This window comes from Halobaculum gomorrense (genome assembly GCF_900129775.1).
Classification (GTDB): domain Archaea; phylum Halobacteriota; class Halobacteria; order Halobacteriales; family Haloferacaceae; genus Halobaculum; species Halobaculum gomorrense.
On record NZ_FQWV01000008.1, the window covers coordinates 147,505 to 169,952 of the forward strand.

The 22,448-nt window shown below is 67.8% G+C and carries 17 protein-coding genes and 1 pseudogene; 10 read left to right on the forward strand and 8 right to left on the reverse strand.

What is annotated here, in order from left to right:
* The first annotated feature begins 34 nt into the window (after window positions 1–34).
* Complete coding sequence (locus BUE16_RS13715; RefSeq protein WP_073310757.1) at window positions 35–709, forward strand: hypothetical protein; 675 nt, start codon at window positions 35–37, stop codon at window positions 707–709.
* Between the two features lie 10 nt (window positions 710–719).
* Window positions 720–1,214 (forward strand): hypothetical protein, encoded by a 495-nt coding sequence (locus tag BUE16_RS13720; protein ID WP_073310687.1) that lies wholly within the window; start codon window positions 720–722, stop codon window positions 1,212–1,214.
* A gap of 37 nt (window positions 1,215–1,251) precedes the next feature.
* On the opposite strand, the gene BUE16_RS13725 is transcribed toward BUE16_RS13720, so the two are convergent.
* Window positions 1,252–1,461, reverse strand: a complete 210-nt coding sequence (locus BUE16_RS13725) for a ribbon-helix-helix domain-containing protein (RefSeq protein ID WP_073310689.1) — start codon at window positions 1,459–1,461, stop codon at window positions 1,252–1,254.
* 232 nt (window positions 1,462–1,693) lie between these two features.
* Between BUE16_RS13725 and BUE16_RS13730 the strand changes: the two genes are divergently transcribed.
* Window positions 1,694–2,020, forward strand: a complete 327-nt coding sequence (locus BUE16_RS13730) for a DUF5789 family protein (protein ID WP_073310691.1) — start codon at window positions 1,694–1,696, stop codon at window positions 2,018–2,020.
* On the opposite strand, the gene aglJ is transcribed toward BUE16_RS13730, so the two are convergent.
* Together aglJ and BUE16_RS13740 are read right to left on the reverse strand one after the other, a co-directional pair.
* Entirely contained in the window at window positions 1,982–2,992 is a 1,011-nt protein-coding gene (gene aglJ / locus BUE16_RS13735) for an S-layer glycoprotein N-glycosyltransferase AglJ (protein ID WP_073310693.1), read from the reverse strand. The two genes, BUE16_RS13730 and aglJ, sit on opposite strands and share 39 nt — an antisense overlap.
* A gap of 241 nt (window positions 2,993–3,233) precedes the next feature.
* Window positions 3,234–4,225, reverse strand: a pseudogene (locus BUE16_RS13740) (transposase).
* Window positions 4,226–4,570: 345 nt separating this feature from the next.
* Here BUE16_RS13740 and BUE16_RS13745 point away from each other — a divergent pair.
* The 3 genes from BUE16_RS13745 to BUE16_RS13755 all read left to right on the forward strand — a co-directional run bounded on the left by BUE16_RS13745 (window position 4,571) and on the right by BUE16_RS13755 (window position 9,517).
* Window positions 4,571–7,945, forward strand: a complete 3,375-nt coding sequence (locus BUE16_RS13745; protein WP_073310695.1) for an oligosaccharyl transferase, archaeosortase A system-associated — start codon at window positions 4,571–4,573, stop codon at window positions 7,943–7,945.
* 111 nt (window positions 7,946–8,056) lie between these two features.
* Entirely contained in the window at window positions 8,057–8,944 is an 888-nt protein-coding gene (locus tag BUE16_RS13750) for a DUF368 domain-containing protein (protein ID WP_234972406.1), read from the forward strand.
* Window positions 8,945–9,055: 111 nt separating this feature from the next.
* On the forward strand, window positions 9,056–9,517 hold the full coding sequence (locus BUE16_RS13755) for a DUF371 domain-containing protein (protein WP_073310697.1): 462 nt from the start codon (window positions 9,056–9,058) through the stop codon (window positions 9,515–9,517).
* 29 nt (window positions 9,518–9,546) lie between these two features.
* Here the strand turns inward: BUE16_RS13755 and BUE16_RS13760 are convergent, their stop codons facing one another.
* The 3 genes from BUE16_RS13760 to BUE16_RS13770 all read right to left on the reverse strand — a co-directional run bounded on the left by BUE16_RS13760 (window position 9,547) and on the right by BUE16_RS13770 (window position 12,432).
* Window positions 9,547–9,993 (reverse strand): DUF7332 family protein, encoded by a 447-nt coding sequence (locus tag BUE16_RS13760; RefSeq protein WP_079991667.1) that lies wholly within the window; start codon window positions 9,991–9,993, stop codon window positions 9,547–9,549.
* Between the two features lie 42 nt (window positions 9,994–10,035).
* Complete coding sequence (locus BUE16_RS13765; protein ID WP_073310699.1) at window positions 10,036–10,425, reverse strand: methylglyoxal synthase; 390 nt, start codon at window positions 10,423–10,425, stop codon at window positions 10,036–10,038.
* A gap of 81 nt (window positions 10,426–10,506) precedes the next feature.
* A complete protein-coding gene (locus BUE16_RS13770; protein WP_073310701.1) occupies window positions 10,507–12,432 on the reverse strand; it encodes a beta-CASP ribonuclease aCPSF1 in 1,926 nt (641 codons plus the stop codon).
* 208 nt (window positions 12,433–12,640) lie between these two features.
* On the opposite strand from BUE16_RS13770, the gene BUE16_RS13775 reads away from it, so the two are divergent.
* Window positions 12,641–13,135 (forward strand): hypothetical protein, encoded by a 495-nt coding sequence (locus tag BUE16_RS13775; protein ID WP_073310703.1) that lies wholly within the window; start codon window positions 12,641–12,643, stop codon window positions 13,133–13,135.
* 1 nt (window position 13,136) lies between these two features.
* Here the strand turns inward: BUE16_RS13775 and BUE16_RS13780 are convergent, their stop codons facing one another.
* On the reverse strand, window positions 13,137–13,604 hold the full coding sequence (locus tag BUE16_RS13780) for a GNAT family N-acetyltransferase (RefSeq protein ID WP_073310705.1): 468 nt from the start codon (window positions 13,602–13,604) through the stop codon (window positions 13,137–13,139).
* 260 nt (window positions 13,605–13,864) lie between these two features.
* On the opposite strand from BUE16_RS13780, the gene proS reads away from it, so the two are divergent.
* Window positions 13,865–15,364, forward strand: a complete 1,500-nt coding sequence (gene proS / locus BUE16_RS13785) for a proline--tRNA ligase (RefSeq protein WP_073310707.1) — start codon at window positions 13,865–13,867, stop codon at window positions 15,362–15,364.
* A gap of 264 nt (window positions 15,365–15,628) precedes the next feature.
* Window positions 15,629–20,176, forward strand: a complete 4,548-nt coding sequence (gene gltB / locus BUE16_RS13790; protein ID WP_073310709.1) for a glutamate synthase large subunit — start codon at window positions 15,629–15,631, stop codon at window positions 20,174–20,176.
* Between the two features lie 267 nt (window positions 20,177–20,443).
* Here gltB and BUE16_RS13795 read toward each other — a convergent pair whose 3' ends face one another.
* Complete coding sequence (locus BUE16_RS13795; protein WP_073310710.1) at window positions 20,444–21,559, reverse strand: hypothetical protein; 1,116 nt, start codon at window positions 21,557–21,559, stop codon at window positions 20,444–20,446.
* A gap of 121 nt (window positions 21,560–21,680) precedes the next feature.
* On the opposite strand from BUE16_RS13795, the gene BUE16_RS13800 reads away from it, so the two are divergent.
* Window positions 21,681–22,439: a hypothetical protein gene (locus BUE16_RS13800; RefSeq protein WP_079991668.1), complete on the forward strand. Its 759-nt coding sequence runs from the start codon at window positions 21,681–21,683 to the stop codon at window positions 22,437–22,439.
* The last annotated feature ends 9 nt before the right edge of the window (window positions 22,440–22,448 follow it).

Here is a 22,448-nt window from a genome sequence, read left to right on the forward strand (position 1 = left end):
AAGCCCGCGGCGCCCCTCTCGTCTCCCGATGCCGATGAAAGGTGCCGGCGACGCCGACCTCGCCGTGATCGACGAGTTCGACGGCGGAGTTGGGTGGATCGCCTACCCCGACGAGACGATGGAGCGGGCGAGCCACGCCCTCGCGGTCGACGGCGACGTGTGGGTGCTCGACCCCGTAGACGCCGACGGGGTCGACGACCTCCTCGCGGGGCTGGACGGCGAGGTGGCGGGCATCGTCGTCTGTCTCGACCGCCACAAGCGCGACGCCGCCGCGATCGCGACCCGCCACGACGTGCCCGTGTACGTGCCCGACTGGATGACCGGCGTCGCGACGAAACTCGACGCCCCCGTCGAGCGGTTCGGGCGCGAACTCGGCGGCATGCGCGCGGTCACGGTCCGCGACTCGTCGATCCCGCCGTGGCAGGAGGTGGCGCTGTACGACGAGGAGGGGGCTATGCTGTACGTGCCCGAGTCGGTCGGGGCGTCCGCGTACATGCGCACGGAGTCGGAGACGCTTGGGGTCCACCCGATGCTCCGGCTGACGCCCCCGCGGCGCGCGCTCGCGGGCCTCGATCCCGAGCGAGTACTGTGCGGTCACGGCGCCGGCGTCACGGCGGACGGCGGTCGCGCGCTCGCAGCCGCGCTCGATGGATCCCGCGGGAAGGCGCCAGGACTGTACGCGAAGACCCTCCGGCAGTTCCTCGGGTGAGCGTCCCGTCGTGACCTCCGGAGACGGCGACGGTCGCGTGGACGACGCGGCCCAGCGGGCGGCCGACGGCACGTCGCGCGCGGACCCCGCGCCCGTCCACATCACGGCCGACCTGCTCTCGCTGCTGTGCGAGCGCGCGGCCGACGCCGACCCCGACGAGGAGAACGTCGTCCTGGACGCGACGGCTGCCGGGGACTTGATCGACGCGCCCGGGGGACTGGACCCGTCGACGCCGGTCCTCACGCACTTCTACTTCCCCGGAGCCGGCGGCTCGGTGTCGGCGGTGTTCGGGATGGACCTGGGTCGGCCCGCCGGCCGCGCGCGGTTCCTCTCGCACCCCCGCGGCGACCGCCGACTCACCGAGGAGGACGACCTCGCGGCCGTGGTGCTGGTGGCGGTGCCGCCGTTCGAGCGCGGGGACGTGACCGCGTACGACCGCCGCGGACGACGGCGCGAGCTCGTCGTTGTCGACGCGTACCCGCCCGAAGAGGGAATCGACGAGTGAGGCCGCCGCGTCGGGCGCGGTCGTCGTCGCGGTTCCCCTACTCCAGGTAGCCGAGGTCGCGGAGCTGGTCGGTTATCTCGTCGAACTCAGCTTCGGACAGCGAGCCCTGCTTCTGGTGTTGGATGACGATGCTGCGCAGGAGAAACCGCACCAGGTCCGACGTGGACGAGAAGCTCGTCCCCTCGATCGTCTCCTCGACGCGCTCGGCGAGGTCCTTCGGGATGGAGACGGTAGTGTAGTCAGTCATGTCTCCACGGAGGAGCGCGCGACCGATAAGCGCGGCGGAGCGGTGAGCGATGCAACTGCGGCGGAGCGGTGCAAGCGCGCTGGAGCGGTACAAGATAGGTGGTCGCGCCCGCGATCGCTCGCGCGCTCGCTCCACGCGTCTGCACGCCCACCGTCTGCTCGCGCGTGGTGTCGCCACCGCGGGACGACCGCGGGCCCGTCCGTTTTAGTCCCCGGGGCGGCAACGCGGCGTAATGGCAGCCAGACCGCCGCAGGGAGACACGAGCGAACCCGAGTCCATCGAGTTCGGCATCGCGGCGCTCGACGAACGGCTCGACCGGGCCGGGGTTCGGTTCCCGGCGACGACCGAGGAGCTGATCGCGTCGATGGGTGACACCCGGGTGCCCTATGACGCCGCGGGCAACAGTCTCGACCTTGCGGAGGTGCTCCGGGAGCTTCCAGAGGAGGAGTTCGAGTCCGAGCGCGACCTACTCAACCGCCTGCACCCGATCTTCGAGGACCGCCGCCGCAGCGGCGCGGGGTCACTGCTCGGGCGGGTCCGCTCGATCCTTCCCTTCTGAGGCATCTGGCGCGTCGTCGTCGGCCGACTCGACGCCCGCCGCTTCGACGGCCTCGTCGACCTCCCGTTCGAGCGCCTCGACGCGGTCCAGCGTCTCGCCGTGGAGCGTGACCAGCAGGTCCGAGAGGACGCCGAAGATGAGCAGTTGGACGCCGAGGATGATCCCGACGCCGGCGACGATCGCGAGCACGTTATGAGAGATGGTGTTGACGAACCAGTCGTACGCGACGTACGCGGCGATGAGCGCGCCCGCGAGGCCGGCGACCCCGCCCGCGCTCCCAAAGTAGAACAGCGGGTTCGAGGTCTTCGCCTGCCGATAGATGGCCATCAGGATGATCCCGCCGTCGCGTACCGGGTGGAGGTTCGTGTTCGAGCCGTCCGGGCGCGGGAGGTACGTGATCGGGACGACCGTCGTGCGGACGCCGTGGCGCGCACACTCGACGGCCAGCTCCGTCTCGATGCCGAACCCGTCGGCCGTGAGGCGGAGGCGCCGGAACGAGTCGACGGTGAACGCGCGGTACCCCGAGAGGATGTCGCCGTAGTCCTCGCGGTGGATGAGCGAGAACAGGCCGTTGAAGATCGTGTTGCCGGCGCGGTTGAGTCCCGTCATCGCGTCTTCGTGCATGTCGGCGAAGCGGTCGCCGATGACGTGCTCGGCGGTGCCCTCGCGGAGCGGGTCGAGCATGGCGTCGGCGTCGCTCGCGCGGTAGGTGCCGTCCGCGTCGGCCATGAGGACGAACTCCGCGGTGATGTGCTCGTGGACCGCCTCGCGGATGGCCTGACCCTTGCCGGAACCGGACTGGATCTCCACGCGCGCGCCGGCCTCGCGGGCGCGCTCGCGAGTGTCGTCGCTGGAGCCGCCGTCGATGACGAGGATCTCGGTGAAGCCGTTATCGCGGAAATCGGTGACGACGTCCGCGACCGTGGCCGCCTCATCGTACGTGGGGAGGAGGACGCAGACGTCGTCGGTCATGTGTGTGCGGTGGTGTGGGTGGCGAGTTAGGGGTTTCGGGAGCGTCCGACCTCACGAGGGTGGTGGTGAAAGGCCGTAATCCCCTTTCAAATGGGATATCTTGTACAACCTGCCGAGACCCCGAGACCGTGGCCGGTAAGCTGATCAAGAACGTAGAGCCGGCGGATCTATGTGATTTGACGAGCAGAATATCACATTCTCGACGAACGTAAATAAACAAGAGCGTGTCATAGAATCCATCTCATAGTTTCTCATAGCCCGGTTCGATTCCTCGCTCGTAGTTGGTGATGGCAATGACGAGTCGGAGACACAGCGCAAGGAACACTTCTGTTCGTGCGTGGACGCGGCCTCGGGCGCGGACGTGCCCGAGGCCGCAGTCCTTGACTGCGTCGTTAGTCCGTTCGACCCCTGTCCGGTGGTTGTACGTCTCGTCTAAGACTGACTGCTTGAGCTGAACGTCCTCGCTGTGTTCGTCGATGCGGTCTTCGACTCTGTACTCGATATCTTTCGGGTCGTCAGTGTTTCGCGGGTTGTACGGAGCGATTGGCACGACCCCTGCGGCCAGCAGGTGGTCGTGCCAATCGAGGATGTCGTAGGCGCTGTCTCCAAGCATCCAGACCGGTGTATCGACGGCGAGCGTGTCACGCGTGACGCGCTCGCCGTCTCTTGATCTGCTTGTTTGGCCTGTGTGAACTCCGCTGCGATTGGGATCTTTGCGCCGGTTGAGACGATCGTACAGCCGAAACCGTAGTAGTACTCCTCGGCTGTTGGGTCGTAGTTCAACGACGCAGCGTCGTTGTATTGGATCGCTTCGATGTGAGTTGAATCGATGGAGTACGTCGAGTCGAGCAGGCCGCGGACGGCGGCCTGCTCGACGAGCCTGTCGAAGACATCGTCAATAACGTGTTCGAGGTCGGTGAGAAAGCGATCGACCGTGTCTCTGGATGGCGGTTTGTCGAGTCCGCAGTAGTACCAGACGAGGCTGTGCTGGAGTTCTCGTGTAACCGGCCGCGTGCCGTAGACATCCTCGTAGTAGCAGTGCAGAAAGCCACGAAAGAGATCCGGTGGCTGATGCACTCGTGTTCGCCCCCGGCGAGCGGGGGCGAACACGTCGTACTCCAGGAGAAACTCGAACTCAAGATGCTCAAACAGCGGTACTGTCTCGGTAGCCGCCGCATTCAATAAATCGTCGACCGAAGCTACATCTTGCAGGGCGTTGGTACTGCTGGACACAGTTTCCAAACCCTGCGGCCTCCCACGGGAGGCTTTCTATGACACGCTCTTTGGAGCTAGGGGGCTGGAAGCCAACGATGGACAAGAAGTGTTGGTTTCCGAACTATCGGAATTTCCAGAAACCATCACTATCCTTAGCAACAACGATGACCAGAGACAGACTATCGGTAACCGAGCGCGGCGCTTAGCTAAACGACAGTATACCTGGGAAGCATCCTCCCAAACACTCATCAATTTCCTCCAAACGCAGTTCGACCTCAATTGAGGCTCTTTTCCTCGCCAATTCTCCGAGACTGGGCATACACTTCACAAGGCTTATCCTCGTTTTCCAAGTCCATCGATGCAATGAGTCGAAGCGATAGCGACACGACCCCGGACGGCGGAAATCCCGCCTCCACCGTCCCGGGCATCGACTACTCCTTCGCGGGGAAGTCGGCCGCGGACGTCGTCCGCGACCTCTATCACGTACCGACGCTCCTCGCGGTCGTCGCGTTCATGCTGTGGGTCCGCCTCCAGTCCTACGGCAACTTCATCCGCGACGGCCAGGTGTACTTCAACGGGAACGACGCGTGGTACCACCTCCGCGAGGTCCGCTACGCCGTCGCGAACTGGCCGTCCACGATGCCGTTCGACCCGTGGACGCACTACCCGTTCGGGACGAGCACCGGGCAGTTCGGGACGCTCTACGACCAGTTGGTCGCCACCGCGGCCCTCGTCGTCGGTCTCGGGTCACCGTCCAGTACGCTCGTCGCCAAGACCCTCCTCGTCGCGCCCGCGGTCTTCGGCGCGCTCGTCGCGATCCCCACCTACCTCATCGGGAAGCGCCTCGGCGGTCGCCTCTCGGGGCTGTTCGGCGCCGTCATCCTGATGCTCCTGCCCGGGACGTTCCTCCGTCGCGGCCTCGTCGGCTTCGCCGACCACAACATCGCGGAACCGTTCTTCCAGGCGTTCGCCGTCGTCGCGATCATGGTCGCGCTCGCGGTGGCCCAACGTGACCGCCCCATCTGGGAACTCATCCAAGCTGGTGAGTTGGACGAGCTGAAACCCACACTTTACTGGAGCGCACTCGCAGGGTTCACGATCGGGCTGTACCTGTGGACGTGGCCCCCAGGCGTCCTCCTGCTCGGCATCTTCGCCGCCTACGTCGCGTTCCAGGCCGTCTCGGACTACGCGGGCGACCGCTCGCCGGACCACGTCGCGTTCGTCGCCGTCGTCTCCATGGTCGTGACTGCGGTGATGGCCCTGGTGAAGTTCGAAGAGGCGTCGTTCGCACCTTCCCAGTTCAGCCTCATCCAGCCCACCTTCGCGCTCGCGACCGCCGCGGGCGCCGTCTTCCTCGCGTTCCTCGCGCGGCGACTCGACGCCCGCCAGTTCGAGGACGACCGCCTGAACGACCACGCGTTCGCGGGCATCGTCGGCGTCCTCGGTGCCGTCGGCGTCCTCCTCGTCATCGTCGTCGACGCGGCGCCGTTCACGACGATCGAGGGCAACCTCCTCCGGTTCGTCGGCTTCTCCGCGGGCGCACAGACGCGCACCATCGGCGAGGCCCAGCCGTTCCTCCAGTCCGGGCTCGTCCAGTACTACGGCTCCTTCGGCGTCGTCGTCGCCGAGTACGGCTTCGCGTTCGTCACGGCCCTCGCGGCGGCCGTCTGGATGCTCGTCAAGCCGCTGTGGAAGCGCGGCACGACGGCCGATTACTACTACCTCGGCGCGTCGACGCTCGTCGTCCTGTTCGTGTTCGTCGGCTCGCCCGTGTTCAACAGCGTCGCGAGCGGTCTCGGACTCAACCCGCAGGTGACCGGCCTCGCGCTCGTCGCGCTGCTCGTGTTCGGCGCGGCCGCACGCGTGCGCTACGACGCCGAGCACCTGTTCGTGTTCGTCTGGGCAACGTTCATTACCTCCGCCGCGTTCACGCAGGTGCGCTTCAACTACTACCTCGCGGTCGCCGTCGCGGGGCTGAACGCCTACTTCCTGAAGGAAGTCCTCGCAGTCATCGGGATCGACTTCTCTGCCGACCGCTCGCTGTCGGACGTCGAGACGCACCAGCTAATCGCCGTCGCGGCCGCGGTGCTGGTCGTGCTCGCACCCGTCCTCGTCGTACCCCTCTCGCTCGGCGACACGGGCACCCCCTCCGTCGACAAGACGAACACCGCCGTCGGCGTCGGCAACAGCACCGGCCCGGGCGCGGTGACCATCTGGGACCAGAACCTGGAGTGGATGAGCCGGAACACGCCCGCCGAGGGGAACCTCGGGGGCGCCGGCAACGCCGACGAGCTGGCGTACTACGGCACCTACCAGCGGCCCGCAGACGACGATTACGACTACCCCGAGGGAACATACGGCGTGATGTCCTGGTGGGACTACGGCCACTGGATCACCACGCAGGGCGAGCGCATCCCGCACGCGAACCCGTTCCAGCAGGGCGCCACCTCGGCGGCGAACTACCTCTTGGCACCGAGCGAGGAGCGAGCGAGCGAGGTGCTCGCGAACATCGACGCCGACGACGACGAGGCCAAGCGGATGCGCTACGTGATGGTCGACTGGAAGATGGTCACCGTCGGATCGAAGTTCGGCGCGCCCATCGTCTTCGACGACGACACGAACGCCTCCGACTACTACTCGCCGACGCTGCGCGCCCAGCAGACTCAACAGGGGACCCGCTACGGCGTCGCGTTCTACGACAAGAAGCAGCGCTACTACGAGAGCATGATGGTGCGGTTGTACAAGTACCACGGCAGCCGCGCCGAGCCGACGGTGAACACGCTGTTCGGCGAGCGCGTGATTGTCTTCAACTACGACACCGTCTCCGGCCAGGACGGCACCACGTACAAGGTGCTGCCGCAGGGCGAGAACGCGACGGCGATCCGCACCTTCGGCAACATGAGCGCCGCCCGGCAGTTCGTCGAGGAGGACGGCACCGCGCAGATCGGCGGCGTCGGCTCGTTCCCGCGCGAGGCCGTCCCCGCCCTGGAGCACTACCGGCTCGTCAGCACCACCGACACCTCGGCGTACGCGTCCGGGCAGTACCAGCGGACGGTGCTGCAGGAGTCGCGAGCCACCGGGCTTCGCCCGTCGCTGCTCCAGCAGATGCAGCCGCAGTGGGTGAAGACGTTCGAGAAGGTGCCCGGCGCGACCATCGAGGGCTCGGGCGCCGAGCCGAACGAGACGATCACCGCGACCGTCCGGCTGCGGGTGCCCGAGGGCGGCACCGGCGGCAACGCCTCGACGTTCACGTACACGCAGCAGACGACCGCGAACGCGGACGGGGAGTTCTCGTTCACGGTGCCGTACTCCACGACCGGCTACGACGAGTACGGGCCGGAGAACGGGTACACGAACGTGAGCGTCCGCGCGACGGGCGCCTACACGATCTCCGGCAAGGTGCGCTCGAACGAGTCGGCGTACATCGTGCGCAACCAAGGGACCGTGAACGTCAGCGAGGGACTGGTCAACGGCGCCCGCAACGGGATCATGAGCGTGACGCTGGAGGAGACGGTGCTGCGCGCGCCCGAGGGCGCCCAGCAGAACGGCACCGACGCGAACGAGTCGACGAACACGACGGAGAACACGAGTTCGCTCGCGACCGGCGCCGACGCGCTCGCGGGGCTGAACACGACGCCCGGCGGCGAGTCCTCGGCTGGGGGGACGCTCGGGGACGACCAGTCCGGCACGGCCGCGCCGTCGCTGCGCGCGCCGGTCAGACGAACGGTCGCGCCGTAGATGACCGACGCCCCGCGGAGCGGTCGTGGCGCCGGCGGAGCCGACGGAGCCGACGATACCGACATCGAGCGCGAGGAGGGGCCGCTCGGGACGTACCTCCGCGGGGTCGCGATGGGGAGCGCGGACGCGGTTCCCGGCGTCTCCGGCGGCACGATCGCGTTGATCACCGGTATCTACGACCGGCTCATCGCGGCCGTCACGGCGGCGTCGCCGGCGCTCGCGCGGCGCGCGCTCGAGGGACTGCTCGGCGACCGCGATCAGCTTCGCGCCGTCTGGGCCGAACTCGACGGCGCGTTCCTGCTCGCGCTCGGCGTCGGCATCGCCACCGCGATCCTCACCGTGACGCGGGCGCTTCACGTCGCACTGGAGGCGGTTCCCGTCCTCACCTACGGCTTCTTTTTCGGGCTGATCGGCGCCTCGGCGATAGTGCTTAGAGACGAGTTCCGCGTCGACACCACGGGCCGGGCCGCCGCGGCGGTCGCGGGGGCGGTGCTGGCGTTCGTCGCCTCCGGGAGCGCGTCGGCCGCGCTCGGAGAGTCGGCGCTCGCGACGTTCGTCGCGGGCGCGGTCGCCGTCAGCGCGATGATCCTCCCCGGGATCTCGGGGTCGTTGCTGCTCGTCATCCTCGGGCAGTACGAACGCATGACCGAGGCGCTGTCCGTGTTCGTCGACGCGCTGTTGGCGGTCGCGACCGGCGGTCCGACGGCGACGGTAGTCGAGACGGGCGTGCCCGTGGTCGCGTTCCTCGCCGGCGGCGTCGTCGGCCTGTTGACCGTCGCGCACGCGGTTCGGGCGGCGCTTGCGGCCCGTCGGGAGGCGACGCTCGCGTTCCTGATCGGGCTGATCGTCGGGGCGCTCCGGGCGCCCGTCGTCCGCGTCGGCGAGGAGGTCGGCGCGTGGAGCGTCGCGGTCGGCGGCGAGTTCGCCGTCGCGGCCGCCGTCGGCGCGCTGCTGGTCGTCGGGGTCGACCGCCTCGCCGGCGGTATCGACCTGGACTGACCGGGGGAGGGGGGGGACCGAGCCGATGCCACGACGCGGCGGTGTCTCGGCTGCCACCCGCGAACCGACCGAACCCGCGGGCGTTTTGTCTCCCCGCGGCCCAGCACGGGTATGAGCGAAGACGAGGCCGGCGCGGTCGACGGAGCCGTCCGCGAGGTGACCGTCCACGCTGCGGGTCACGAGCACGTCAGCGCCGACCACGAGAGCACGTTCGAGGTGACGAGCGACGACTGGCTCACGCCTACGGGCGACTGCATCCTCGCGGTCGAGGCGGACGCGACGCCCGCGGACGTGCCGCGCCCGTTCGTCGAGGCGTGTCGCTCGCGCGAGGCGACGATCGTCGCCGAGTTCCGCGCCGCCGACGCGACCGAGACCGTGACGGGCCACGGCCATCCCGACCTCTCCTACGAGGGCGACCGCAGCATGGTCGGCCGGACGAGCGACTACGTCGACGGGCGGACGATCATGGTCGACGCCGACACGGCGGCCGCCGACTTCGACCGACGGCTCGTGACGGCGCTGGAGCGAGGCGCGCCGCTGACGGTGACGCTGCGTGTCGAGCCGTCGCCGTAGCCACGGAACCTACGGGCCGGGCGCGACGCTCACTCCACCGAACACTCCGCTTCCGGAACTCCCTCGACGGGCGCTTCTGACTGCTCGTAGGTGGTGCCGCCGGTAGCAGCCGAGAGCATCGGCAGCGAGAGCGTGTAGTCGAACGCGAGAGCGAACCGCGAGAACGGGTCCGCGAGGAACGTGGCGGGGTCGCCGACGCCGGCGAAGACGACGCCGGTGCGGAGGCTGACCACCTCGTACTCGCCCGTGTGGCCGACCGCGGACAGCCCGATCGCACCCTTCCCGCCGAGGTTCGTGAACAGCGACGTGTAAATCGACAGATCGATCGTCGGTCCCTCCGTGCCGATATCCAGGTTCCGCCCGTCGCCGAAGCAGTCCTCGGGCGCGGCCGCGGCGGGCGCGACGGCCGGGCCACCGATCGCCGCCAGCGACACAAGGAGGGCGAACACCGCGCGAACCGGGACCGGGCGTCTCACAGGAACCGTTCGGCGGTCCGAATAAAAAGTCGACCGAGCCGGCTATCGGTCGTGATACTCCGGTGGCTCGCGTTCGATCCCCTCGACGAGGTACGCCGCGCTCGCGGGGTTGGTCGCGAGCGGCACGTCGTGCACGTCGCAGATCCGGAGGAGCGCGGAGATGTCCGGCTCGTGCGGCTGGGCGGTCAGGGGGTCGCGCAGGAAGACGATGCCGTGGCAGTCGCCGTTGGCGACCTCTGCACCGATCTGCATGTCGCCGCCCAGCGGTCCCGAGGACTTGCGCTCGACGGTCAGGTCGGTTTCCTCGTTCAGCCGTTTGCCGGTCGTCCCGGTCGCGAGCAGGTCGTGACCGGCGAGAGCCTCGGTGTACTCGCGAGCGAACTCGACGAGGGTGTCTTTCTGTTCGTCGTGGGCGATGAGCGCGATGCGCATACCGTGTGCTCGACGGGGCGGCACTTGAGTACCGGTGGGGCGTCGACGAGACCGAGAGCCACTGTTGCTGGCGCGAGCCCGTTACTTGAAGCGGAACGTCTCCAGGTTCTTCGGGGCGAACGTCCGCATGTTGTAATCGTGGTACAGCGCCGACGAGAAGTCCTGGACCGAGCGCTCGTCGCCGTGGACACACAGTACCTTCTCGGGGCGGGGGTTCATCGTCTTCACGAAGTTCTCCAGCCCCTGCCGGTCGGCGTGCCCGGAGAAGCCGTCGACGACCTCAATCCCCATCCGCAGCGAGATAGTCGACTCGCGGCTGCGGTCGCGGGGGTCCTGCACCGGGATCTCGTCCCAGCCGTTCTGGATGCGACGCCCGAGGGTTCCCTGCGCCTGGTAGCCGACGAAGGTGAGCGTCGAGTGCTCCTCGCTGCCGAGGTGGCGCAGCCACGACATGATCGGCCCGCCGGTCATCATCCCCGAGGTGGAGAGGATGATGCAGGGGCCGCCGTCGGCGACCTCCTGGCGCTCGTCCTCGCCGCCGTCGATGTGGTTGAACTGGTCGGCGAGGAAGGGGTTCTCGTCCTCGTGGAAGATGCGGTCGCGGAGGTCGTCCCGGAGGTACTCCGGATAGGTCGTGTGGATCGCTGTCGCCTCCCAGATCATCCCGTCGAGGTGGACTGGCATCTCGGGGATCTTGTCGGTGCGCATCGCCTCCTCCAGCACCATCATGATCTCCTGGGAGCGCCCGACCGCGAACGCCGGGATCAGCACCTTCCCGTCGTCCTCGTACGTCTCGTTGATCACCTCGACCAGCTTGCGCTCGGAGTCCTCCTGATCGGTCTGGTAGTCGTTGCGTCCGCCGTAGGTGGACTCCATCACGAGCGTCTCGACGCGCGGGAAGTCGTTGACCGCGCCGTTGAACAGGCGGGTGTCGTCGTAGTGGATGTCGCCGGAGAAGGCGACGTTGTAGAGGCCGTCGCCGATGTGGAAGTGCGACACCGCCGAACCGAGGATGTGGCCCGCGTTGTGGAACGTGAGCTTCACGTCGGGCGCGATGTCGGTCACATCGCCGTACTCCAGCGGGATGGTGTGTTTGATCGCTTCGCGCACTTGCGCCGAGTCGTAGGGGGGCGTGCGCCCCTCCTTGCTCGCCACGTCGAGGTAGTCGAGCGTGAGCAGGCCCATCAGGTCGCGCGTCGGCTCCGTGCAGTAGATCGGGCCGTCGTACCCGTACTTGAACAAAAGCGGGATGAGCGCGGAGTGGTCGAGGTGAGCGTGGGTGAGCACGACCGCGTCGACGTTCTGCGCGCCCGCGCCCAGCGCTTCGGGCACCTGGAGGTACGGCACCTCGCCCTCGGCGCCGGGCTTGTCGCCGCAGTCGATGAGGATGCGCGTCTCGGCGGTGTTGAGAATGAAGGAGGCGCGGCCGACCTCGCGGCAGCAGCCGAGGGTCGTGATGCGCACCCACTGCTCGTCGGCCATCTCTTCGCGGTGGATGGTGCGGCCGACGCGTTCGAGGATGTCGCGACGCTCCTCGCGCTCCTGCTTCAGGAAGTTCCGGACGTTCGACACCGTGGAGGACTCGATCGGCGGGGTGCGCACGACCTCGGGCGTCCAGCCGACCTCCTGGGTGATCTCCCGAAGGGTGGAGCCGCGGCGACCGATGACCATGCCGGGCTTCTCGGCCTCAATGACGACCTCGCCGGTGTCCTCGTGGAAGTCGAGGTCGGCGACGCCGGCGTCGTCGGGGATGATCTCTTCGATCTTCTCTCTCGCCTCCCTCGGCTCTGAGAGGACGTCCGGGTGCGGGCGAACGGTGATCCGCTTTCGGAGCTTGGAGGCGAGCTGTCGGACGAGGTCGCCGTCCTGGGCGAACTCCTTCGGGTGACGCGTGTAGATGACCAGCTCCGGTCCCTCGTACTTCACGTCGGTGACGGAGATGTCGTCGGGGATCTCCGATTCGATCTGTGCTTTCGTGTCGGCTAACTGCTTCTCGACTTGACTCATATGTGAGAGGATCGTCGCGGGTACCGGGGCGCGCGGCTGTCGAACGCGAGGCCCTCGGGTCGACTGTGCGGTGAAGACTGCATGTGTACGGGACGCTCCGTTGGATCTGCCCTCGTGGGCGACGGAAAACCCGCTTGTCTCCTCGTATCCATCCCTCGTTATAAAACCCTTCGCAACCCTCAATCGGGCGGCCGCCCCTACGGCCGGTATGCGACTCACGCCGGCGTCCGTCGCCGCAGAGCGCGATCGCGTCTGCGATCGCGCCCCCGCGGTCGTCCCGCTCCTCAACGACACCCGAACCGCGCTGAGCGAGTTGTTCGACACCGAGGTCGACGCCGTCTCCGAGGCCGCGTACCGTCGCGAGGTCGACCGTGTGTTCGCCGACGGCGACCGCGCGGTCAACGTCGCCGCGCTCGCCGGTCTCCTCCGAGAGCTCGACGTGGAGGGCGACTACCCCGGGTTCGTCGTCGACGAACTGCTCGGGCGACGGCTCGCGTCAACCATCGCGGGGGGGCAGCCGCTCGCGCTGTTGGCGGAGGCGACGTTCCACTTCGTGGACACCCGGGTCCACGGCGATCCCGGCGACGCCGCGGGCGTGGACGACCTCGACGCGGCGCTCGCGGCCGGCTTCCAGACGCGACTGCCGGGGTGGTCGTGGCGCGACGGCGACAGCCCGTTCGCGGTGGAGCCACGCCGGGACTAGGTCACCCCGTCGTGTGGATCAGGGGCACCAGGTCCTCCTCGTCGGGAGCGTCGTCGTCCGGGACCGCGACCGACTCCGGGTATCGCTCGAAGCCGGCGGACTCGTAGAAGGGGACCAGCCCCTCCCGACAGAGGAGGACCGGCTTCACGTCGTCGAGGCGCTCGTGGTCGGTGAGCACGTCGACGAGAGCGACGCCGACGCCGTCGCCGCGGCGGTCGGCGGCGACGATCACGTCGTAAACCCGGGCGTAGTAGACGAAGTCCGTGATGACGCGCGCGCCGGCGACGAGGGACCCGGCGGCGGGGTCAGCGTCGGCGCCGTGCTCGCGGAGGCCGACGGCGAGGTCGGTGTTCGCCAGCGCCCGTGCCACGTCGTCGCGCTCGCGGTCGTCCCACCAGCCGTAGTCGCCGAACAGCGCGTGGAGGTCGGCGGCGTCGCCGGCGTCGAGTTCGACGGGTGTGAGGGGCATACCGTCGGCTGCTCCCGTGACGACCGTAAGCGTTGGTAACGCGCGAGAGCGCGTGACACGGCGGGGGAACGCTCTTTCCGGTCGGCGCGGTCCGTTCACGTATGAGCGCCGCCGACAGCGGTTCGGTCACCGATCGCCGTCGCCGCGGGCGGCGTGTCCGCGTTCCGGTCCCGCCGCGTGGCGCGTAGCCACGCACCACCTTCTCTCCTCCCACGGGCCGAACGCACCGAGTTTAAGACGGCAGTCCGATATCCACGAACATGAGCGAACACGAATCCGCCGACTCCGGCGACGACGATCAGGAGTTGGGGATCACGAAGTCGAAGGAGTACGAGACCGGCGAGTGGTACGCCGAAGTGGTACAGAAGGCGCAGCTGGCGAGCTACGGGCCCGAGGGGATGTCCGGGTTCATCGTCACCCGCCCCCGCGGGTACGCGCTGTGGGAGCGCCTCCAGGGCTTTCTGGACGCGGAGTTCAAGGACACCGGGGTACAGAACGCGTACTTCCCCATGTTCATCCCCGAGTCGTATCTGGAGGCCGAGAAGGACATCGTGGAGGGGTTCGACCCCGAGGTCGCCTGGGTGACCCAGGGCGGCCACGAGGAGTTGGAGGAACGCCTCGCGGTCCGCCCCACCTCCGAGTCGATCATCACGCCCTACATCAGCCAGTGGGTGCGGAGCCACCGCGACCTCCCCTTGCGCGTGAACCAGTGGTGCTCGGTCGTGCGCTGGGAGGCGACGGAGACGAAGCCGTTCTTTCGCACAAAGGAGTTCCTCTGGCAGGAGGGCCACACCGCCCACGCCGACCGCGACGGCGCCTGGGAGGAGACGATGACGCGCCTCGACCAGTACGAGTCGGTGTACGAGGACTTCCTCGCGATCCCCGTGCTCCGCGGACAGAAGCCCGACCACGACACGTTCCCCGGCGCCGACACGACCACCACGGTCGAGGCGCTCATGCCCGACGGCAAGTCCGTCCAGGGCGGCACCTCCCACTACCTCGGGACGAGCTTCGCGGAGGCATTCGACATCACGTTCGCCGACGAGGACGAGGCCGAGCGAACGGCCCACACGACCTCGTGGGGGCTGTCGTGGCGCGCGCTGGGCGCGCTGATCATGACCCACTCCGACGACCAGGGGCTCGTGTTGCCCCCCACCGTCGCGCCCACGCAAGTCGCCATCGTTCCCATCTGGCAAGAGGAGACGAAAGACGAGGTGCTCTCGTACGCCGAGGGCGTCGCCGACGACCTCGAAGAGGCGGGGATCCGCGTCGAACTCGACGACCGCGACACGCGCAATCCCGGCTTCAAGTTCAACGAACATGAACTCAACGGCGTCCCCGTCCGCTTCGAGATCGGTCCCTACGAGGTCGACGACGACGAGGTCACGGTCGTCCACCGCCCCGACGGCGATGAGTCGACCGTCGACCGCGACCACATCGCGGAGACGACCCGCGAGCACCTCGACGAGGTGTACGCGAAGCTGTACGCCGCCGCCGAGGAGAACCTCGACGGTGAGGTGCGCGAGGCCGACTCGCGCAACGAGATCCTCGGCACTATCGGCCAACACGGCGGCTACGTGAAGGCGCCGTGGTGCGGCGACCAGTCCTGCGAGGCCGAGATCAAAGACCAGATCGCCGCGGAGATCGTGATGGTCCCCTTCGAGGCGGACGACGACCGTCACGGCACCGACCACGACGACGCCTGCGCGGTCTGTGACGACGACGCGACGCGAACGGCGTACTTCGCGAAGTCGTACTAAATCCGACCGCGAATTCGGACCAATCCCAGCCGCGAAATCGGACCGACCGCCGGGGTCGTACTGACCGCGGAGTCGCCGGGACCGACCCCACCAACGGTTCTCCGAACGACAACTCGGCTTCGAGTCACAGCGTGCCGTCCAGCGATCGAATCGTTCACAGTCGTCCGAGAGGATATCGTCACCCTATATCATCCTAATATGCCAATAACACACCCTTAGCCGTTTAGGGTCAACCCTTTACCCGGGCCGCGAGAACTGACACCCATGACTGAGCCGGATGCGTCGGCGCACGTCGGGGGCCTGGCGGACCCCACTGACGAGCGCTCGAACTGTGGTGTGGGGGCCGTCGTCGACCTCGACGGCGGGCGATCGCACGACGTAGTAACGGACGCACTCGAACTGCTGGAGAACCTCGAACATCGAGGGACGACGGGTGCCGAACAGAACACCGGCGACGGCGCCGGCATCATGATCGAACGGCCCGACGAGTTCTTCGCAGGCGTCGTCGACGACGATCTCCCCGAGATGTACGCGGTCGGGTCGCTGTTCATGCCGACCGACGACACCGCGCGCGAGGAGTTGGAGGCGCTGTTCGCGGAGACGCTCGCGGAGTACGACCTGGACGTGCTCGCCTGGCGCGACGTGCCCACCGACGCTGCGGGCGCCGACCTGGGACAGACAGCGCTCGATTCGGAACCGGACGTTCGACAGGCGTTCGTCGCGCCCGCCGAGGGGGCCGCCCTCGATGAGGAGCCGTTCGACCGACGGCTGTACGTCGCCCGGCGCGCCCTCGAGTCGGCCGCCGAGGACGTGGCGGGCGAGCGCTTCTACGTCTGCTCGCTCGACCGCCGACGCGTCGTCTACAAGGGGCTGTTGAAGGCCGACCAGATCGACGCCTACTACCCCGACCTCCGCGACGACCGGCTGACCTCGGGCGTCGCGCTCGTCCACGCGCGCTTCTCGACGAACACGCTCGGCGCGTGGCACCTCGCGCACCCGTACCGCAACGTCGTCCACAACGGCGAGTTCAACACCATCCAGGGGAACGTCAACTGGATGCGCGCGCGCCAGTCCGACCTCGCGGACAGCGGCTTCACCGACGAGGAACTCGACGCCGTCCGGCCGGTCATCTCCGACCCGAACCAGTCGGACACGGCATCGGTCGACGAGACGCTCGACCTCCTCTTACACGGCGGGCGCGAACTCCCCCACGCGCTCCGGATGATGATCCCCGAGGCGTACCGCAAAGACGACGCGATGAGCGAGGCGCGCCGCGACTTCTACGACTACCACGCCTCGCTGGTCGAGCCCTGGGACGGCCCCGCATTGGTCATCGGCTTCGACGGCGACCGCGTCGCCGGCGTGCTCGACCGCAACGGCCTGCGCCCGTGCCGCTACGACGTGACCGCCGACAACCGGCTCGTGATGGGCAGTGAGGTCGGCGCGCTGGAGCACGACCCCAGCGAGGTCCGCGAGCGCGGTCGCCTCCGTCCGGGCGAGACGTTCGTCGCCGACCGCACCGAGGGGCGCGTCCTCGACGACGAGGAGGTGTTCGCCGACCTCACCGACGACCGGTACGGCGAGTGGGTCGACGACGAGCAGCGCGACCTCGCGGGCGTGACGGCCGATGCTGACCCGTCGCCCGAGACCGGGCCGGACGGCGACCTCCGGAGCAAGCAGGCCGCCTTCGGCTACACGACCGACCAGCTGAACCACCTCATCGGCCCGATGGCCGAGCAGGGGAAGGACCCGGTCGGATCGATGGGCGACGACACCCCGCTGTCGGTGCTTTCGGAGTTCGACCGGCCGCTGTTCACCTACTTCAAGCAGCTGTTCGCGCAGGTGTCGAACCCGCCGATCGACTACATCCGCGAGGAGCTGGTCACGTCGCTGGAGACCCGCCTCGGCCCGCAGCACAACCTCCTCGGGGAGACCCCAGAGCACGCCCGCCAGGTCGTCAACGACTCGCCCGTCCTCACCGAGGCGGAGACAGCGACGCTGTGCGACCTCGACACCGTCACCGACGGCGACCTCAGGTCGGTCACCCTCGACATGACGTTCGACGCTGACGACGACCTCCGGACGACCGTCGAGGACCTCCGGGCGGCCGCCGCGGAGGCGGTCCGCGACGGCGCCGACGTGCTCGTGCTCTCAGACCGCGACATGGGCGCGGACCGACTCCACGTCCCGAGCCTGCTGGCGACGGGCGCGGTCCACCATCACCTCGTACGCGAGGGGCTGCGCGCCCGCGCCGGCCTCGTCGTCGAGTCTGGCGACCCCCGCGAGGTTCATCACGTGGCGTGTCTCGTCGGCTACGGCGCCGGCGCGGTCTGCCCGTACCTCGCGTACGACACCGTCCGCGACATCGTCGCCGGCCCCGACGGCGCCGACGAGGAGAAGTCGCTGTCGGCCTACCGCGACGCCCTGGAGATGGGCCTGCTCAAGACGATGGCGAAGATGGGCATCTCGACGGTCGAGTCCTACCAGGGCGCGCAGATCTTCGAGGCGGTCGGCCTCGACTCGGACCTGGTGCGCGAGTACTTCGAGGGCACCGAGATCCGGACCGAGGGGATTGGCCTCCCGGAGATCGAGTCGGACCTCCGCGAGCGGTACGCGGTCGGCTTCGGCGACGACCCCGACTTGGAGACGCAGGGCGAGTACGAGCACCGCTCTTCGGGCATCAAACACGGCTGGAACCCCCACTCGGTGAACGCGCTCCACACCGCCGTCCGCGAGGGCGACCGCGACGCGTGGGACGAGTTCTCGGCGCAGGTGAACGACCCCGACGAGCCCGCGGAGCTGCGGAACCTCCTCGACATCGGCAACGACCGCGAGCCGATCCCGGTGGATGAGGTCGAGCCCGTCGGCGACATCGCCGAGCGCTTCTCGACGGCCGCGATGAGCCTCGGGAGCCTCTCGCCCGAGCAACACGAGAACAACGCGATCGCGATGAATCGCTTGGGCGCGAAGTCCAACACCGGCGAGGGCGGCGAGCCGCCCGAGCGCTTCGACACCGAGCGCGGGTGCAGCGTCAAGCAGGTCGCCTCCGGGCGCTTCGGCGTCACCTCGAACTACCTCGCGAACGCCGAAGAGATCCAGATCAAGATGGCGCAGGGCTCCAAGCCCGGGGAAGGTGGCCACCTCCCCGGCGCGAAGGTGAACGAGTACATCGCCCACGTGCGCTACTCGACGCCCGGCGTCGGGCTCATCTCGCCGCCGCCGCTGCACGACATCTACTCCATCGAGGACCTCAAACAGCTGATCTACGACCTGAAGGCGGCCAACCCCGAGGCCGACATCAACGTGAAGCTCGTCTCCGAGGCGGGCATCGGCACCATCGCCGCCGGCGTCGCGAAGGCGGAGGCGGACGTGGTCCACATCTCCGGCCACTCCGGCGGGACGGGCGCGTCGCCGAAGACCTCGATCAAGAACGCCGGCCTCCCATGGGAGCTGGGGGTCGCCGAGGCGAACCAGATGCTGCGTGCGACGGGGCTACGCGACCGGATCACCGTCTCCGCTGACGGCGGGCTCAAGACCGGCCGTGACGTGGCCGTCGCCGCCTTGCTCGGCGCCGAGGAGTTCGCGTTCGGGACGGCAGCGCTCGTCTCGTCGGGTTGCGTGATGGCCCGGCAGTGCCACCAGAACACCTGCCCGGTCGGCGTCGCCACCCAGCGCGAGGACCTCCGGGATCGGTTCCCCGGCGAGCCCGAGCACGTGATCAACTACATGCAGTTCATCGCCCAGGAGCTGCGCGAGATCATGGCCGACCTGGGCTTCACCTCGGTCGACGAGCTGGTCGGGCGGGTCGACTGCCTCTCTCAACGCGAGGTCGATCACCCGAAGGCGAGCAAGCTCGACCTCTCGGCGCTCATCGCCGAGCCGAGCGACGACGGCCCGCGCCACAAGGTGCGCGAGCAGGACCACCCGGACCTCGCGGAGGCGCTCGACTGGGAGCTGCTCGACGAACTCGGCGACGCGGTCGAGTCGGGCGAGCCGACAGCGCTCGCGGCCGACGTGGACAACACCGACCGCGCGGTCGGCGCCACGCTGTCGAACCGGATCTCGCAGGCTCACGGCGAGGACGGTCTCCCCGCGGGCACGCTGGATCTCGACTTCCGCGGCGAGGCGGGCCAGTCGTTCGGCGCGTTCCTCGCGTCGGGCGTGGACGCCCACCTCGTCGGCGCCGCGAACGACTACGTCGGCAAGGGACTGTCGGGCGGCACAGTCGTCGTCCAGACGCCCGAGGACGCCGCCTTCGAGCCCGACGAGAACGTCCTCGTCGGCAACGTGGCGCTGTACGGCGCCACCGACGGCGAGGCGTACGTCAACGGCGTCGCCGGCGAGCGCTTCGCCGTGCGCAACTCCGGCGTGAAAGCCGTCGTCGAGGGCGTCGGCGACCACGGCTGCGAGTACATGACCGGCGGCGTCGTCGCGGTGCTGGGCGACGTGGGGCGCAACTTCGCCGCGGGGATGTCCGGCGGCGTCGCGTATGTCCACGACCCCGACGACAAACTGGCCGCGAAGACGAACACGGGCTTCGTGAGCCTCAGCGACGACCTCACTGACCAGGACGAGGCGATGGTCCGCCGGCTCGTCGAGAACCACCTCGCGCGCACCGACAGCGATCGCGCGGCGGAACTGCTCGACGACTGGGAGTCGGTCGTCGGCGAGTTCACCCGCGTGCTCCCGGACGCGTACGCCGAGGTCATCGCCGAGGGCCGCGGCGACGACGTGCGCGAGGAGCTTCCCGACGCCGCGGAGGGCGGCCAGGCGACCGCAGAGTTCGGCGCGGGCGCCGTCGGCGACGACTGAGCCGAGGTCGACCGTAGGGAGGCCTCGGATAGACGGCGTATACAAATCGCTTCGCGATTTGTGCGCTCGCGAGACCCGCGGTCTCGTGAACCGCGAGATCTCCGGGCCGAGGCCCCCACGAACAGGGCAAAGTCGACCGCGACGAGACCAGAGTGGTTTGGCGGAGCGGTCCTGTGCCGCCCTGCCCACAAGATGGCGAAACGGGCGCGTCTCAGAAGTCGGGCGTAGCCCGACAACGGCGAGAATCGTACTCGTCGCAGGAATCGCTCACACGAGATCCATCGCCCGCTCGGTTAGGCGGTAGCGATACGCCGGTCGGACGAACACGATCTGTCCGTACTCCTCGGATCTCGTGACTTCCTCGGAGGACTCGATCGCTTCGACGGCGGTGTTGAGTCGGTTCACAGGGTCTCCGGACCACAGGAACTCCGTCACCCGCTCCGGCTCGATCCCGAGCTCCGTGGCGAGGATACTCCGGATCGTTCGACCGGCGCCGTCGGCGACGGCGACGGACGGCGCCGACGCCCGGCCCCGCGACCCGTTCCGTTCCGCAGCATCCTCGGCGAGCGTTGTGACCTGTAGTTCGTCGTCGATATGCGAGATCAGCGCATCCAGATTCGCTTCCGCTTCCTCGGCGACCTGCCCGTTCACTATCTCATCGAGGCGCTCGCTGATCGCGAATACGTCCGGGGCGGGTGGCACTGTCTGCGCGAGGACGCCAGCATCGACGAGGTGGTTCAGCACTGTCCTCGGTTGGTAGTCGATATCGACATCGAGGGAGTCGCGCAGCTCCGTTCGCTTGATACCCTCGTCTTCTGGGCCGACCCCCGCCTCGTAGAACGCCGTTGCGACGGTCACCTGATCGGCAACGCTGTGCGTGCCCCCCTTGCGCTCCCGGATGTACTTCTCCAAGCGGTTGAAATCGGAGTTGTCATCCCCGTCGATCGTGAGCGCGTCGGTGACGTGACCCGGAAGATCCGGACGCGGCGCGTCACGATGCCGTCGGGCCTTCTCCGACAGCCGCGTGTTGTCATAGAGCGCCCGCGCAACCGGGAGGCCACGGAGATAGTTATACTCGTGGAGGATCTCCATCCCGTGTTCGGTCAAACCGTAGAACTGCGACGGGAGATCGCGGGCGTCCTCATTCGGCGGGTACCGATAGCGGTCGATGATATCGTTGTCACTGAGAACGTCCAGTTGGTCCCGGATCGCGGCCTTGTTCTTCGGCATCATGTACGCCAGCTCATCGAGCGACGGGAGATGATCCGGGTGACCGATGATGTACTGCAGGATCAAGTGCCGCGTCTCCTGAGAGAGGAGGTCGTAGATCTGCCGCTGTTCTTCGAACGGACCGTCACCCGTCGCGGCAGGCGCGTCACTCATGTTCTCACGTGGGAGTATCTCGGCGACGCGAATAATACTTTGGGTGAACTGATGTGGTCAAACACCTTTTTAGTCATATTGGTCAGCAATCTATTTATTCACTCCCCGAAGAGCACACAGTATGACTGACCCCGGTCCCCCTCCGAACGCCGCAGCGGTCATGGAGGGGGTGAACGAGGCGCTCCAGGGAATCGAACTGGAACCACACGAAACCTCAGAAGTCATGGGGTTCGCCAACCGGGAACTGCCGCACCTCCACACCCCCGAGGACTCGTATTTCGTCCTCGGGAGCTACCGCGATCGGTACCTTCGGCGGCTCCGCATCGTCCAGAACGAACTGGACAAGCGACTCGGCACGTACCCGTTCTTGATGGCTGACCTTCCGGAATTGGATATCGACCGCCTCCCCGTCTTCCGTATCCGCTTCGTTCTCCTCGCCACACACGCCGACACCATCGTTGCCGTGTACGAACAGGACGCCGGCGGCGAAGTCACCGAACTCGGGAAGATCAGCACGACGCCGTACTTCGGTAGTTCGTACGTGTTACCGCGGGACTACGCGTGGATGACCGAGCGGAACTTCGACACCGAAGCGGACGTCATCGCGGCTGCCGCGACCATCTATTTCAACGACGACCTCGACGAGCCCACAACCGAAGACGAACTGGATTCGCTCGTCGCCACCGCCCACGAGAACGATATCAGTCTCACGACCTCGGAGATCATCGACCGCCTGCAGAGTCGAGAAGACGGCAAACACGCACCCGTCTCATACAGCTGGGTCCACCTCAACGAGTTTCGTCTCTTCGAACTCCACGACCGATGCTTCGCCTGGTCCAACCCGGACGACTTGCGCGACGCCGTGGACGAAGTTCCGTAGTGTTGGGTT